The following is a 15233-nucleotide window of genomic DNA, read 5'->3' as shown; positions in this document are numbered from 1 at the left end:
AACGATTCAGCCGCACCAGCGCGCGGTCGCCCCGGCGGGTCGGGTGGAGGGCCCGTCGGCGGCCGGGGTGGCCGGCGCGCTCGCCACGGCCACCTTGGCGGGCCGGTCGGCCGGTGTCGGCGTACCGCCGGGTCGTGCGGCTGGCGGCCGGGCCGTCGCGGGCGGACGCTTGGTGGTGGCGACGACGCCACGCTCGTACATCCGCACCACACTCGTCTGCACCTGGCCCGGTGTCATCCGGATGCCGGACACGGTGACCCGGTGGTCGTACACGTCGGTGACCCGCACGCTGTACGGGCCGGGGCCTGCTCCGGAGGCCAGCAGCCAGTAGTTGTAGTCCTGCCGAGCCGTGGCGCGCCAGGGGCCGCTGGTGCCCTGGCGCACCTCGACGGCGCGCAGGGGGTTGCCGTGGTTGCCGATTCGGACGGCGAACCAGAACTGCGACGCGCCCTCCTTGATCCGGAAGGTCAGCGGGCCGGGAAGTGGGGGGTCGACCACCGCGCGGTAGGTGACCTGGACGAGGCCCTGTACCGGGTCGGCGATGCGGGCGAACGCTTCCCGGGACAGGTCGAGGTGTCCCGGTTCGCACTCGGGGCACTGGTCCATGATGAGGACACGGACGGTGCCCTTCGGGCCGGTGACGTCGAGGAAGCCGCCGCAGGCGGCGCCCGCGGCGTACTCCGTGGGGCCGAGCGCGACGTAGAGCCGGTTGGCTGGCGCGGCCGGATTCGAGCAGTTGCCGCCGGCGCCTTTCGAGTCGTAGAAGGTCGCCTTGCCGCTGTGGTTGGCGGTGCCGGTGGGCGGCGCGGCGGCGAGCGTCCGCCCGGCGGCGCAGGCGGGTGTGGAGCCGGATCGGAGGGCCAGGGTGAGCCCGAGCGCCGCCGCGAGCACGGTGACGCCGGTGGCGACCAGCCAGGGCACCGGGCCGGAGGAGGAGGCGGGCCGGTCGTCCGGCGCACGCTCCAGGTCGAGTTCGATGTCGACGTCCTTGACGGCGACGGCGGGACTGTCGACGCCGCCGGGAGCGCTTCCGTCGGTCACGTCGGCGATGCTGCCGGACCGGTGTGCGGCGGACAAGCCGGCTAAGCGAAAGCTAAGACTGCATCGACGGACGGTGACGGCGGTGCCGTCGGCCGGTCAGGGTTCGACGACGACCGGGTCGCCGACGCGCAACGGGCCACCGTCGACGGGCACCACGTTCAGTCCGAACAGGAGCTTCTGACGGATGTTGCGGTAGCGGCCGAGCGTGCGCAGGGGCTCCTTCGCGCGTACCCCGGTCTCCTGGTCGGTGGTGGTGACCACGCAGCGGTCGCACGGCCCGGCGGCGCGCAGCCGCACGTCGCCGACGCGCAGCGACCGGCCCGCCCAGCCGTCCTCGGCCCAGGGCGGCGCGCCGTCGACGACGAGGTTGGGCCGGAAGCGCGTCATCGGCACCGGCTCCTCTCTGGCGTCGGCGAGCCAGCCGTTGAGGGCGTCAAGGGAGGCGGTGCTGGTCAGCAGCAGCGGGTAGGCTTCGGCGAAGCTGACCTGGTCGCCGGTGTCGTACTCGCGCGTGGCGGCGGCCAGGTGCCGGGTCGGGCTGGCCAACCAGACGAGGCGGACGGTTCGGTCCAGGAGCGCGCGGAGCCAGGCGTCGGCGGCCGGGCCGGCGGGCAGCGCGGGGACGGAGGTCGTCCGGCTGCGGAAGGTCCGTACCGGCACCGGGTCGCCGCTGGCCGGCTCCGGCACGTCGAGGTCTGGCAGCCCGTCGGCGCGCAGCACCAGGCCGCCCGGTCGCACGGTGGCCCGCAGACCGACGAGGCGGGTCGTCTCGCGCTGGGTGACGCCGACGCCGTCGGCGTCCACCACCATCCAGCGTCGGTCGCCGGCCAGGCCCCACGGCTGCACGAACGCGTCGTCGTGGTCGAGCCGGTGACAACCCTTGACGGGGTACGTGTGAATCGAGGTCAGCCGCAGCACCTGGCTACCATGGCACGCCGATGCCGTCGCCGGGGTACCGGTGGTCGGCGCGGAACGGACACGGCCGCACGAGGGTACCCGGCGCGGAACCGGCTTCAGTAGCATCGCGCCCATGCCACATCGTGAACAGACCTCGGGGCCCGGGGCGGAGCCGACGATCGGTGCCGCCGCCTCTGTGGAGTCCACCGAGGAACCAACGCCGGATGTTCCGCGGCGCCGTCGCCGGTGGGGTCGGATCCTCCTGATCAGCCTGCTGGCGCTGGTGGTGCTGGGTGCCGGTGGTGTGGTGGCCGGCGGGCTCTACCTGCGGTCGGTCGAGTCGGACATCGAACGGGTCGACGCCTTCGACGGTGTGCCGGAGGAGTCGCGGCCCCAGCCGGTCGTGGCGGGCGCCACGAACATCATGATCCTGGGCAGCGACTCGCGTGACCCGGAGCGGACGAGCGGGTCGCGCACCGACACGATCATCCTGGCCCACCTGCCGAAGGACCGGTCGAGCGCACAGCTGATCTCGATTCCGCGGGACACCTGGGTGCCGGTGCCCAAGTCGAAGGACGGCAACCACGGCGGGCGGGACGCGAAGGTCAACGCGGCCTACGCGTGGGGCGGGATTCCGCTCATGGTGCAGACCGTGGAGTCGTTCAGCGGTGTCCGGGTGGACCACGTGGCTGTGATCGACTTCGCGGGTTTCAAGGAGATCATCGACGCGCTGGGTGGCATCGACATCGACTCCGAGAAGACCTTCACCTCGATCCACGAACCGTTCCGTACGTTCAAGCAGGGTGTGCAGCGGATGGACGGCGAGACCGCCCTGGACTACTCACGTCAGCGTAAGCAGTTCGCGGACGGTGATTTCGCCCGGATCCGCCACCAGCAGCAGGTGATTCGCGCGATCATCGACAAGGCGTCGTCCGGTGGCATCATCACCAACCCCGTCAAGCTCAACGACTTCCTCAAGGCCACCTCGAACTCCGTCTCGGTGGACAAGGACCTGTCCCTGCTGGACATGGCGACGCAACTGCGTGGGGTCCGGGGCGGCAACATGACGTTCCTGACCAGTCCGACCAAGGGCACCGGCCAGGTCGGCTCGGAGAGCGTGGTGTTCGCCGACAAGGCGCGGGTGAAGACGTTCTACGACGCGGTCCGGCGGGACTCCGTCGGCGAGATCGTCAGCCTCGGCAGCAAGAAGTAGCCGCATAGGTGGGACGACGGGCGGTGGCCGCGAGGCCGCCGCCCGTCGCCGTAGGCGGGTGGGGGCGGATCAGTACGCGCCCCGGCGGGCCAACACGACGCTTACCGTCTTCCAGAGGATGGCCAGGTCGTACACGAGCGACCAGTTGTCCACGTAGTGCAGGTCGAGGCGGACCGCGTCGTCCCAGGTCAGGTCGGAGCGACCGGAGATCTGCCAGAGCCCGGTGATGCCCGGCCGGACCAGCAGCCGTCGGCGCACGTCACCGCGGTAGTCGTCGTCCTCGGTGGGCAGTGGGCGCGGGCCGACAAGCGACATCTGCCCCCGCAGCACGTTGATCAGTTGGGGCAGCTCGTCCAGTGAGAGCGCCCGCAGGTGCCGGCCGATCGGGGTGACCCGAGGATCATCTTTGATCTTGAAGAGAAGTCCGTCGCTCTCGTTCCGCTCGCGCAGGGCCGCCAGCCGCTCCTCCGCGTCGATGTACATGGTCCGGAACTTCCAGACCTTGAACGCCCGGCCCTCGTGGCCGATCCGGGTCTGGCGGAACATGACCGGCCCCGGGCCACTGGCCCTGATGGCAACGGCGATGGCGAGCAGCACCGGGCTCAGGACGACCAGGCCGATCAGGGCGGTGACCCGGTCGAGCACGTTCTTGGCCAGCAGCGACAGGCCCGAGATGGTCGGCTCGTCCACGTTGAGCAGCGGCAGGCCCTCGATCGGCCGGACGTGGATACGGGGACCGGTGACGTCGGTGACCTGCGGGACCACCACGAGGTTCAGGCCGGTGCCCTCCAGTTGCCAGGCCAGCTTGCGCAGCTCGTACGACTCCAGGCTGGCGGGACCGCAGACCGCGATGGTGTCCGCACCGAGCTGCTGGACCAGCGGCACCAGGTCCCAGCCCACGTAGACGGGCACCGGGGCCGTCACCCGCGAGCCCGGGCTCGGGTGACGAGGCAGGTGGATGGCGACCGGGTGCAGCCCGGCGCCGTAGTTGCGGGTCACCACCTCGTGCAGGGCGAGCGCGTCGGAGAGCCGACCGACCAACAGCACCTTGTGTGCGGCGCGCCCGGTACGCCGAATCCGACGCAGCACCACCCGGGCGACGAACCGCGCCACCAGCGTGTACAGCAGCAGGCAGATGATGATGGCCGCGACCGTCGCCCGGGACAGGTCCTTCTTGAATCCGAGGGCCAGGAAGGACACCGTGGCCGCCATCGCGAGGTTGGCCCGGGCCACCCGCTTCAGCTCCTCGGTGCCCAGCCCGAGCGCCCGCCGGTCGTACGCTCCGGCGGCGACGAGCAGGATCAGCCATCCCAGCGGCACCCCGACGTTCACCACCAGGGCGAACGAGCTGATGTTGCCCAGGACCCGCTGGTCCCAGAAGCCGGCATCGGCCTCGTCGAGCAGGGCGACCACCGTCCGGCTGGCGGCCAGAGCGGCGAGTACGTCGAGCAGCACCAGCCAGGCCACGTACCGCCGACGCCAGTTGGCGCGGGGCGCGGGGCGCGCGAACACGGTCCGGGCCATGCCGTTGGAGGGGGGCGTGATCACCCCGAGGTCGGGGTCGTAGCTCGGTGCCTCTTGAGAGGTGACAGCCGTGAGGAACTGGGTCTGCGCGGACACGTTCTTCCTTTCACCGACGCATGTCGTCAACGTCCGGGGGCTCTGCGTCTTTCGGGGTCAGCGAACAGATGGGCTCAGCCCGGGCCGGGGCCGGCTCCGGTGGGGGATGGAACCCGGCGGAGTTCGTCGATGAGGGCGGCATGGGCCGGTTTAGGAGCCAGGGCCGCGTCGAAGATGCAAGCCGCACCGTAGCCGGCGTGGTATCCCGGAATCCAGCTCCGGCCGTCGGTGAAGCCCCAGACGGTGAACGAGACGCAGGCGGGCACGGCCAGGCAGGCCCGGAGCACCTGCCGGTAGAGCGCCGCCTGGCGTTCCCGCTTGGCGGCGGTCTCGGGCAGGGCGATGCGTACGTCGAGTTCGGTGATCGCCACCGAGACGCCCAACTGCGCGAACCGCCGCAGGTTGCCCACCATGTCCCGGGGCTGCTCATCCCAGCGCAGATGGCTCTGGAACCCGACGCCGTCCACCGGCACACCGGCACGGCGCAGCTCACGTACCAGGTCGAGGAGGGCGTCGGCCTTGCGGGTACGGCCCTCGACGCCGTAGTCGTTGATGAACAGTCGTGCGCCGGGGTCGGCCGCGTGCGCCCACCGGAACACCTCGGCCACAAAGCCCGGGCCGAGTTTGCGCAGCCACAGCGTGTCGCGCAGCGAGCCGTCCTCGTCGAGCGCCTCGTTGACCACGTCCCAGGCCCAGACCCGCCCACGGTAGCGGGACACCACGGCGGTCACATGGTCCCGCAGCACCGTCCGGAGCTGATCCGCCGACCACTTCGGATCCACCCACTTGGGCACGTCGGTCCGTCCCAGCAGGGTGTGGCCGTAGACCGCCTGGTCGCGTTGCTCGGCGAAGTCGACCAACTGGTCCGCGCCGGCCCAGACGTACACGTTCGGCGACGGCTCGAGGTTGCCCCACTTCATGGCGTTCTCGGGCGTGATCGCGCTGAACTCCGAGCCGAGCAGTTCGCCGTACTCGGCGTCCAGGCTCATCCAGCGGCCGTCCGCGGCCGAGCCGACCCGGATCGTCGACGGCATCAGGTCACGCAGGGACGGCGGGCGGGACACCGTGGGCACCGGCACGGTCGGGACGGCGGGGGCGGCGGTGTTCCGGGACCTGCGCTCGGTCCCGTACGCCACCGCGAGTCCGGTGGTCAGGAGCGCGACGACCACGAGCGCGAGCGCCACGGGCAGCACCACCCGGCGCGGTGGCGCCGACGGGACGGTCACCGGTGTCACGACAGGCTGCCGGGGCGCGGCCGGCGGCGGTGTGGCCGGCTCGCGCTCCTGCATGAACACCTGCTCGGTCACCCTGCGGACGGGTCCGCTGCGGCGCGGAGCGCCCACGGCGCCTGGGTGAAGTTCCAGCGTGCCCGCTCGGCGAACTCCTCGCGGGTGAGGCCGGGAACCGCGTCGTCGGTGAGCATGCCGGCCAGCACACGCGTCACCTCGGCGGGATCCTCGGGAACCCGACCGAGCCGCAGTGACGCGGGCTGGTCGATGTCGTCGAGGAAGTCGTCGCACTTCTGCTGGTACGGCACCAGGGCGAAGGGCACGCCGGCCAGGTAGGCGAAGACCGCTCCGTGCAACCGCATGTGCAACCCGAGGTCACACCGTTTCATCTCGTCCCAACAGGCCCGTACGCCGTCCCGCGCCGTCACCACCCGCACGTCGCAGGTGCCGGCCACCGCCGCGCGGAGCCGCTCGCTGACCTGCTCGTCGCCGTGCTCGGGGTGGGTGTTGAAGACGAAGACGGTGACGTCCACCGGTTCCTTGAGCACCAGCGCCCGTACGCCCTCGATCAGGGCGTCCTCGCGCCGCCGCACGTCCGGAGCGGCGGCCTCGTGGTCCACGCCGAGCAGGGTCACCCCGAGGCGGGCCCGGGCGCCGGGCGTCGGCCGGGGCCGGCGTGGGGGGATCGGCTCTCCGAGCGCCTCGGGCAGGAGGCCGGCGAGGTCGCCCGCCGGGATGAGCAGGCCCGGATAGCCCGCGCGGCGCAGAACCTCCTCCGACGCCGCGTCACGGACCCCGATGACGTCGATCCGCTTCAGCACCTCGACCAGGCGGCGTTCCGCGGCGGCGGACAGGAACGGGCCGATCGAGACGCCGACGGCCGCCATCGGGTGCCCGGAGAATCGGCTGAAGAGGGCGAACAACTTCTTCTCGCTCAGCGGGCCCATGTCCCGAAAGACCGAGCCACCACCGAAGAGCAGCATGGAGGAGCGACTCAGCAGAGCCGCCTTGCTCAGCAGGACCCCGGCCCGGATCGTGGCCCCGTGACCGCGGTACCACCGGGGGCTCAGGCCCACGCTCGCGGCCGGCAGGTCGACCATCGGTGGGGCCGCGAAGACCGGATGGGTGGCACCCCAGTAGGTGCGGGTCGCCCAGTCCAGGACGACACAGAAGGCGTTGTCCCCGACGTTCTCCATGCCGTAGTACCCGACCACGAGGGGACGCCGAGCCGCCGCACTCGGTTCAGGACGCACGCGGGGCCCCCTTTGTCAGACGCTGGCGCAGATCGTGCCACGACGGCAGATCGGCGTCGCCGACGACCCGTCGGCGGACCGCGATCCAGAACAGAACACAGAGGACGATCTCCGCCGCGACGGTCGCCGCCGCCGCACCCATGATGCCCCAGAGTGGCGTGGCGACGGCCAGGGCCACCACGAACACCAGAGCGCCCACCCCCTGGTAGACGACCTTGCGGCGGAGCAGGCCGCCGCTGGTGAGCAGCGAGGCCACCGCCGCACCGGCGAACCGGAACGGGATCGCCAGGGCGAGCACGGCCAGGACGGTGGCGGACTCCCGGTATTCCGGACCGAGCAGGAACGGCAGCCCCGGCAGGGCGAAGAGCACCACCAGCACCGCGATGACCGCGCCCAACGCGAACATCCCGCTGCCGCCGAAGCGGTACGCCAGCAGGATCGCGTCCCGGTCGGTCTGCGACCACCGGTGCAGCTTGGCCAGGAAGTACTGCTGGAAGGCCACCCGGGGTACGAGGTAGACGGCGGTCAACACGGACATCGGGACGGACAGCACCGCGGCCGCCTCGGGACCACGTACCTCGGCCACGGTCACCGTGCCCAGGTACATGCCGATCAGGTAGAACACGTTGCCCAGCACGAACGGGGTGGCGGCCCGGGCGACAGCGGTCACCGGCACCGCCGGGCCGGACGGCTCCCCGCTGGTCGTGTGCCCCTCCAGCGGCATCTCACCCCGGACGAAGGGCCGCATGACGACAGCGCAGGCCACCACGGTCAGCAGGGCGACCACCGCGTAACCCGCCGCCGCCGCCACCACCGAGAGCCCGAACAGCCACACGGCGAGCACCACCAGCACCCGGCCCAGGTGCGGCGCGGCCTGCAACGTCGACAGCCCGCCGTACGCGCCGCGCAGTTGCTGCACCGACGCGACGAGCGCGAGGCCGGCCTGCGCGACGACCACACTCGCCAGCAGGGCACGCACCCCACCCTCGGCCGGATCGCGCATCTCGGCGGCGGCCCACGCCAGCGTGCCGGCGACGATCAACAGGCAGGTGATCAGCACCAGGCGCAGCGAGGGGCCCACCCAGCGGTACGCCCGCTCCCCCTCCTGCCCGAACCGCTGCAACCACAGTTCGGAGACACCGAAGACGGCCAACGGCGCGGTCAGTGACACCACCGCGAGGGCGGCGGTCAGGGTGCCGAACGCCGCCTGCGGGAGGCTGCGGGCCAGCAGGATCTGGGTGGCGAAGGCCGCGACGGTGACGCCGACCTGGCTCAGGCCCAGCATGCCGAGGTGGATCAGGACCCGCGTCACCCGCCCGCGCGACGCTGTCGCGGGCACCGGGCTGCCGGGGTCGAGGTCAACGGATGCGGGTGACAAGCCACTTGCCCGTCTCGCTCAACGTCCGCAGCGTCTTCATGCTCAGACCCACGCCGGGAAACCGCCACGGTCGGTACATGTCGATCAGTCGGAACCAGAAGACCAAACCACCGAGGCGACCCCGCGTGACGTTGCCGTCGTGGCGCTGGAACCGCACGATCGGGTGGGCCAGATGGCAGGGCTGCACACCGGAACGCAGCGCCCGCAGCACCAGCTCGATGTCCTCGAAGAGTCGGAAGGTCTCGTCGTACCCACCGATGGTGTGCAGCACCTGCCTGTCGATCGTCGTGCCGGAGTGTTTGAACGGCAGGCGCGGACGGGTCAGGACGCCCAGCAGCATGCGTTCCGTCGAGGCGTACTCGGGCAGCCGGATGGGTCGGTCACTGCCGTGACTGATCTCGGTGTAGTCGGCGTACGCCCAGCTCCGCCCGGTGGTGGTGAGCAACTGGTGCAGCCGGGCCAACGCGTCCTCGGTGAGTTCGTCGTCGGAGTCGAGCACGGTCAGGTACCGGCCGACGGCGGCGCGCAGCCCGCGGTTGCGGGCCTCGGCGATGCCGGTCGGAGGTTGGCCCACCACCCTGATCCGGCGGTCCGTGGCGAGACCGGCCTCGGCGATCACCTGCCCGACCGGGACCTGCGACCCGTCGTCGACGATGACGAGTTCGAAATCCTGGTAGGTGTTGGCCAACACGCTGCGGACCGCGTTGACGAGCAGGGCGGCCCGGTCCCGTACGACGATGCAGACGGTGAAGGTGGGTCGGACGACCGGTGCGGTGGGTGCGTCCACCTCGACCCGGTCGGCCTGTCGGGGCAGGTGGGGGTGCTCCGCCCGAACGGACGCGGGGACCGAGGGGTTCGTCACGTCGGCCCGCCCGCCGCCACCGACCCGCTGTCGTCGGACCGCACCGACGCCTCCGTCCGGACGCCGTCGTCGGTCTCCGCGTCGACGGCGAGCACCGCCAGCATGCCGAGGAAGAAGAGCCAGAGGAAGTACGGGTACGCCAGGGGCTTCTGGGTGAGCCCGAAGATGAGGAGCGTCGCGAAGAGCACCAGCAGGGGCAGTCGACCGGACGGGCCGAGCTGCGCACGTGCCAGCCGGTAGAGCCCCAGGAGGATCGCGCCGACCAGGACGATCCCGGTGATCCCCCAGATGACCATGACCCGGATGAGGTCGTTGTGCATGTCCCACGGCTCGTAGCCGAAGCCGAACAGCCACACGTCCGCCGAGGAGCGACCCAGGATGTCGGCCACGTCGTTCCAGATCGCGCCGCGCCCGTGCATGAAGGTGTCGGAGCGGACGTCGAGCGACCCCACCTCGGTGAGGGCGACCCGCACCCGCTCCCAGATGGCTCCGCCCCAGAGACCGCCGGCAACGGCCGCTACCGCGACGATCCCGCCGCCGACCAGGAGCGCCGACCGGCGGTCGACCCGGCCACCGGCGCGACGGGACGCGATCAGGCCACGGACCCGCCGCGCCTCGAAGGCGGCCACGATGACGATCAGGCAGAGGATCGTGAAGCGGTGCAGGGACACGGCACCGGTGGCGACGAAGAGCCCGATGAGCCCGTACCGCACGGCGGCCGACACCCGGAGGCGATCTCCCAGGACGTAGATCAGGAAGACCGCGAAGATGAGCAGCCGACCGAGCGACATCGGGTGGTAGTAGCCCCCGGAGGCGCGCCCGATCTTCTGCCAGTTCGCCAGCTCGAAGTAGAACGAGTAGGGGATGACCCCGGCGACCTGGAGCCACGCCAGGACACAGTGGACTATCGCGCCCAGCAGGATCACGCCGGTGACCAGGACGAGTCGCCGTGTGGAGATGAGCGACCGCCGCATCAGCATCAGGCCGAGCAGCGCGATCGGGGCGAAACCGACGACCAGGCGCAACGCTTCGGCGGGGATCGCCGAGCGAGGCTCCAGGTGGGCGCCGTAGATCGGGTAACGCCGCACGTCGAAGAGGTCCAGCAAATCGCTGCGGGCACCCACGAGGAGGAAGCTGACCGCCGAGCTGACCAGGAGCAGCGCCAGCGCACCCGCCACCAGCAGCAACGGCCTGGGCGGCAACCGACGGGCACCCAGGGCGACGAGTCCGTACGCGCCGATCATCAGGGCGGCCCCGACAGCGGTGAGCACCACGCCCAGGTCGATCCCGCCGCTGGACTTCTTTTCACCGATGTCGAGCAGCGGCTTCACCGCGACGAGGGCCAGGGCGCCGACGGCCAGGTAGCCGGCGATCTGCTCGTGGCGGGGCGTAGGCCCGTCCCGGTGCCCCACCTCCGGCCGTGTTCCCGAGGCCGGAGTGGTCAAGATTCCCATCGCGGGTGTCTCTCCTCTATCAGTGTCCGCCGTGGACGTCGGCAGGCGTCGTGTGCGCGCCGCCGCTGCGGCCGTGCCGTCCGACCGTCGATCAGGGGCCGGCGGCAACTGCCGATAGGCGGAGACTGAGCCGAATGTCGGGAAAAGACATCCACAGTGCTCAACCGCCGCCCGGCCTCAGAATCACGAGGACGATACCAGCGCCGGGCGTTTCTCCGGGGCCCCGGTCGCCCGCCCGACAGAGCCGTCGAACCCGACTCCCAACCGGGTTGGGTGGACATTTCCGATTCACTTATTCGACCCCTTTTTCGGCCCGTCTTGCACGGGCGACGTCGCCTCCGGCAAGCTTGACCGCCGTGCGTCAGCCGGCTGTTTCGGCACGACGTGCACGACCGACTGCCGGCAGGATCCGACCGGCTTCTTCGACTGTGGACGGTGTGACGTGTCGTTGATCTCCGTGGTGATGGCCGCCCACAACGAGGCGAGGGTCATCGGTGGTTGCCTCGACGCGCTGCTCGCCGACGCCGGCCCGAACGACCTGGACATCGTGGTGGTGGCCAACGGCTGCACGGACGACACGGCACGGATCGCCGCCCAGCGGCCGGGGGTACGGGTCATCGAGGTGCCCGAGGCGGGAAAGGCGAACGCGCTCAACGTGGGTGACGCGGCGGCGCGCGGTTTCCCCCGGGTCTACCTCGACGCCGACGTCGTGCTGAGCCCGGGGGCGCTGCGCCGGATGGCCGAGACGCTGACCGAGGGCGACTCTCCTCCATTGGCGGTCATGCCCCGTCGGAAGATGGTGACCAGCGGCCGTCCGGTGGCGGTGCACGCGTACTACGCCATCAACACCAGATTGCCGATCTTCGCTGACGCGTTGTTCGGGCGCGGCGCCATCGGCATCTCGGAGGCCGGTCGCCGGCGCTTCAGCCAATTCCCGGAGCAGATCGCCGACGATCTCTTCCTGGATTCGCAGTTCTCGTCGAGCGAGAAGCGGGAGGTCGGTGACGCCACCTCCTATGTACAGGCGCCTCGCCGTACGCGGGACCTGCTCCGCACCCTGGCGCGGGTGCGTGCCGGCAACACGATGTTGCGGGCCACCCACGACGGGGTTCGAGCGTCGGTCCCGTCCTCCTGGCTCCGCGACGTGGTTCTGCCCCGACCGTGGCTGGCTCCGGCGGCCACGCTCTACGTGGGGATCACCGTCGCCGCCGCCCTGCGGGCCCGTCGCCATCCACGCGACGGATGGGGGCGGGACAACTCCACGCGCTGAGCGCCTTCCTGCCGGGCCCGGTCAGTACCGGGGGCGGCGGCGGAACACCACCACCAGCACGACGAGCCCGACCAGCAGCAGACCGCCGAGGGCCGCGAGCGAGGCCACCAGGAGCCTGGGCATGCCGTCCGACTCGTCGGCGAGCCGGGCGCGGTCGATGGCGTTCTGCCGGTACGCCTGCGCCAGGACGTTGACCGGCGACGCCTCCACGACGCGGTCGAAGCTGGCGATGGCGTCGTCGTTGCGGCCCGCGAAGAACTCGTCCAGCCCTTCCCGGTACACCCGGTCGGTGTCCGCGCGGCTGCTGCTGGTGCCGCCCGCGCCGAGCAGTCCGGTGACCACCGACACCGGTACCAGCGCACGGTTGGCCCCACCACTGGCGGCCCGGTCGGTGTCCAGCACGCCGACCACTCGACCGGCGGTGTCCAGGGCGACCCCGCCGGCGGAGTAGATGCCGACGTCGTCGTTGAGGCGGGAGACGGCGACCGAGCCCTGGTTGGCCGTGCCGGCGACCTGGGCGGGCTTGCTCTCCACGGTGTAGGTCGCGGCCCGGAAGTCCGCGTCCGTGGTGCGGTAGCCGAGCACGAGCAGTGCGGCGCCGGGTGCGGGCGCGCCACCCTCGGCCAACTCCACGGCCGGGAGGCTGGGTTGGGTCAGCTTGACCAGGGCGAGGTTGCCGGCATCGGGCTCCAGGACCCGCACGACCTGGCCCGGGATCGCCGGGCTGGCGGTGAGGTCGCCCCTGGCGACGTTGAACTGGCCGAACACCTGGCTGGCGGGTTCCGAGCCAGGTTCGGCCCCGGTGAACACCGTGCTGTTCAGCTTGCTCTGGACGTAACCGTCCAACTGGGGTGTGGTCAGTTTCTTCTGCTCGATCAGGATGCGGCCGAGCGTGTAGAGGGCACGCTCCCGGGCCGCGTCGACCGCCGGGCGTACGCACTGGCCGTTGGTGACGATGTGGCCGTCCGGATTGACCACGAAGCCGCTGCACCGTCGCTTGAAAGTGACAGGCGTCACGCTCAACGGCACATTCGACTTCGCTTCCCGCAGGGTCCCGGTGAAGACGGCCTCGACGAACACCAGGGACGGCCCGGCGATGGCGAGGGCGCGTTCCTCGGGGCTGTACGGCGCCGCCTGCGCCCACGGCTTGAGTCCGGGGTTGATCGCCGGGGCGCTGGGGAACGCTCCGGACGCCGTGGGCAGGGTCTGCGGAACGCTCGGTTCCTCGTCGCCGGTGACCGCCCAGACGGTGGCGCCGGCGGCGAGGGCCACCGCCAGGGCGGCGGCGCCGATACCAACCCACAGGCCGGTACGGCGTGGAGGTGGCGGTGACGGCTTGATCCTGCGGACCGGGGCCGTGAACGGGTCACCGGGCGACGACCGGTCGGCGTCCGCGAGCACGGGGTCCACGGTGGACGCTTCCGAGCCGGCGCCGGAGACCGGGTGCGGTGCGGCGGAGACCGGCTGCACGGGGACGGGACCGCCGTGCATGGCCCATGGCGCGTACGGCGGCGCGGACACCTGCGGCACACCCGAGACGGACTGGGGTGGCCCGGACACCTGCGGCACTCCCGAGACGGACTGCGGCACCCCGGAGACCGGCTGCGGCGGCCCGGAAACGGGCTGCGGCACCCCGGAGACCGGCTGGGGCGGACCGGCCTGCTGGGGCACGGGAGGGTTCGCGGGGCCGGTGGCCGGCGGCGTGTTCGGTCCGGCCACCTCCGGGACCGGCTGGTAGTCCACACCCAGCGCACGGAAGAGCTTCTCTGCGCCCGGCCCCGCCTCGGCCGGGTAGGCGACCCAGGGCGCGGCGGCACCGAAGTCGGCGTAGGCGAACGTCTGACCGCCCTGCGTCTGTGCCAGCGCGTTGGCGGTGGCGGAGAACGCCTCCCGCCAGGCGGGCGTGGCCGCCACGGCGGCGTCCAGGACAGCCACCGTCACCAGCCGGCCCTGCCCGTCGATGGCCGCCCACGCCTTCCCCACCTGGCTTGAGCCCAGTACGTGGGTGAACCTGTAGGGGCCTTCCGGCTGCATCCGCACTCCTCCGCTCGACCGCCGTGCGGATACTACCGAGAGCGCGCCAGGCCGCTCGCCTCCGGTGTGAAGGGGGAAGCCGCCCCAGGTGGTTGCCCTCTGAAAGTTTTCATGCATAGAGTCGCGGCATGAATGACCCGGTGCTCCAGGCGACGGCCGAGCAGGTGCTCGACCTGTTCGACGGGGTACGGCTCACCCCGACCCAACGCCGGATCGCGCACTGTCTCGTGCAGCACGCACCGACGGTGGCGTACCTGTCCGCCGCGGAGGTCGCCGAGCTGGCCGGGGTCAGTCAGCCCTCGGTCACCCGGTTCGCCGTCGCGCTCGGCCACGACGGCTACCCGGCGCTGCGCCGCCGACTGCGGGACCTGACCACCACCACGCCGGGCGGTCCGGCGGACGCCTCCAACGAGCTCCAGCAGGCGGTACGCGCCGAGATGGGCAACCTGGAGCGGCTGGCGGGTCAACTCGCCGACACCGAGCGGATCGCCGAGACCGGTCGGCTGCTCGCAGCCAGCCGACCGCTGCCGGTGCTGGGCCTGCGTGCCGCCGCGCCACTGGCCGCGTACTTCGCCTACTTCGCCGCCAAGGTCCACCCGGACGTGCGGGTGCTCAACGACGGCGGCAGCCTGCTCACCGACCGTCTGGAGCAGGCCGCCGAGTCCGGGGCGTCGGCCGTGCTCGCCTTCGTGCTGCCCCGCTACCCCCGGGAGACCCTGGACGCCCTGGGCGAGGCGCGGGCCGCCGGACTGACCGTCGTGGCGATCACCGACTCCCCGGTCAGCCCGGCCACCGAACACGCCGACGTGGTGCTGCCGGCCGCCGTCGGCGCGCAACTCGTCTTCGACCTGCACACGGCCCCGATGACCCTGGCGATGGTCCTGTTGCAGGCCATCTGCGACGCCGCGCCGACCGACACCCAGCGCCGCCTGGAGGCGTTCGAAGCCTCCGCGGCCCGCCGACAGTTGTTCCTCGGATGACC

Annotated in this window: 12 protein-coding genes; 3 read left to right on the top strand and 9 right to left on the bottom strand. The window is 71.6% G+C overall.

Features of this window, described 5'->3' with window-relative positions; genetic code table 11:
* Positions 1–6: 6 nt before the first annotated feature.
* Both ABZV06_RS11020 and ABZV06_RS11015 read right to left on the bottom strand, forming a co-directional pair.
* Positions 7–1041 (bottom strand): expansin EXLX1 family cellulose-binding protein, encoded by a 1035-nt coding sequence (locus ABZV06_RS11020; protein ID WP_355620448.1) that lies wholly within the window; start codon positions 1039–1041, stop codon positions 7–9.
* 96 nt (positions 1042–1137) lie between these two features.
* Positions 1138–1956, bottom strand: coding sequence for an MOSC N-terminal beta barrel domain-containing protein (locus tag ABZV06_RS11015; RefSeq protein ID WP_355620572.1), 819 nt, complete (start codon positions 1954–1956; stop codon positions 1138–1140).
* A gap of 115 nt (positions 1957–2071) precedes the next feature.
* Here ABZV06_RS11015 and ABZV06_RS11010 point away from each other — a divergent pair, with 115 nt between their 5' ends.
* Positions 2072–3151 (top strand): LCP family protein, encoded by a 1080-nt coding sequence (locus ABZV06_RS11010; protein WP_355620445.1) that lies wholly within the window; start codon positions 2072–2074, stop codon positions 3149–3151.
* A gap of 69 nt (positions 3152–3220) precedes the next feature.
* On the opposite strand, the gene ABZV06_RS11005 is transcribed toward ABZV06_RS11010, so the two are convergent.
* From ABZV06_RS11005 to ABZV06_RS10980, 6 genes are all read right to left on the bottom strand, one after another.
* Positions 3221–4675 (bottom strand): sugar transferase, encoded by a 1455-nt coding sequence (locus ABZV06_RS11005; RefSeq protein ID WP_355233078.1) that lies wholly within the window; start codon positions 4673–4675, stop codon positions 3221–3223.
* 170 nt (positions 4676–4845) lie between these two features.
* Entirely contained in the window at positions 4846–6078 is a 1233-nt protein-coding gene (locus ABZV06_RS11000; RefSeq protein WP_355232856.1) for an endo-1,4-beta-xylanase, read from the bottom strand.
* Positions 6075–7253 (bottom strand): polysaccharide pyruvyl transferase family protein, encoded by a 1179-nt coding sequence (locus ABZV06_RS10995; RefSeq protein ID WP_355620442.1) that lies wholly within the window; start codon positions 7251–7253, stop codon positions 6075–6077. Before ABZV06_RS10995 ends, ABZV06_RS11000 begins: the two co-directional genes overlap by 4 nt.
* Complete coding sequence (locus ABZV06_RS10990; RefSeq protein WP_355620439.1) at positions 7243–8565, bottom strand: oligosaccharide flippase family protein; 1323 nt, start codon at positions 8563–8565, stop codon at positions 7243–7245. The genes ABZV06_RS10995 and ABZV06_RS10990 overlap by 11 nt, the downstream gene beginning before the upstream one ends.
* A 46-nt stretch (positions 8566–8611) precedes the next feature.
* Complete coding sequence (locus ABZV06_RS10985; protein ID WP_355232853.1) at positions 8612–9493, bottom strand: glycosyltransferase; 882 nt, start codon at positions 9491–9493, stop codon at positions 8612–8614.
* Positions 9490–10947 (bottom strand): hypothetical protein, encoded by a 1458-nt coding sequence (locus ABZV06_RS10980; RefSeq protein ID WP_355620436.1) that lies wholly within the window; start codon positions 10945–10947, stop codon positions 9490–9492. The genes ABZV06_RS10985 and ABZV06_RS10980 overlap by 4 nt, the downstream gene beginning before the upstream one ends.
* Positions 10948–11389: 442 nt before the next feature.
* Here ABZV06_RS10980 and ABZV06_RS10975 point away from each other — a divergent pair, with 442 nt between their 5' ends.
* Positions 11390–12217, top strand: a complete 828-nt coding sequence (locus ABZV06_RS10975; protein WP_355232851.1) for a glycosyltransferase family 2 protein — start codon at positions 11390–11392, stop codon at positions 12215–12217.
* A gap of 21 nt (positions 12218–12238) precedes the next feature.
* On the opposite strand, the gene ABZV06_RS10970 is transcribed toward ABZV06_RS10975, so the two are convergent.
* Positions 12239–14251: a trypsin-like peptidase domain-containing protein gene (locus ABZV06_RS10970; RefSeq protein WP_355620433.1), complete on the bottom strand. Its 2013-nt coding sequence runs from the start codon at positions 14249–14251 to the stop codon at positions 12239–12241.
* 128 nt (positions 14252–14379) lie between these two features.
* Here ABZV06_RS10970 and ABZV06_RS10965 point away from each other — a divergent pair, with 128 nt between their 5' ends.
* Positions 14380–15231: a MurR/RpiR family transcriptional regulator gene (locus tag ABZV06_RS10965; protein ID WP_355232849.1), complete on the top strand. Its 852-nt coding sequence runs from the start codon at positions 14380–14382 to the stop codon at positions 15229–15231.
* The last annotated feature ends 2 nt before the right edge of the window (positions 15232–15233 follow it).

Source organism: Micromonospora sp. NPDC005172 (assembly GCF_040608555.1).
In the GTDB taxonomy this organism is placed as follows: domain Bacteria; phylum Actinomycetota; class Actinomycetes; order Mycobacteriales; family Micromonosporaceae; genus Micromonospora.
This window is presented reverse-complemented; position numbering and strand designations above follow the sequence as displayed.

Excerpts from the sequence above, each read along its gene's own strand:
- ABZV06_RS11010 (WP_355620445.1), top strand. The coding sequence starts at position 2,072 with ATGCCACATCGTGAACAGACCTCGGGGCCCGGGGCGGAGCCGACGATC.
- ABZV06_RS11005 (WP_355233078.1), bottom strand. The coding sequence starts at position 4,675 with ATGGCCCGGACCGTGTTCGCGCGCCCCGCGCCCCGCGCCAACTGGCGT.
- ABZV06_RS10980 (WP_355620436.1), bottom strand. The coding sequence starts at position 10,947 with ATGGGAATCTTGACCACTCCGGCCTCGGGAACACGGCCGGAGGTGGGG.
- ABZV06_RS10970 (WP_355620433.1), bottom strand. The coding sequence starts at position 14,251 with ATGCAGCCGGAAGGCCCCTACAGGTTCACCCACGTACTGGGCTCAAGC.
- ABZV06_RS10965 (WP_355232849.1), top strand. The coding sequence starts at position 14,380 with ATGAATGACCCGGTGCTCCAGGCGACGGCCGAGCAGGTGCTCGACCTG.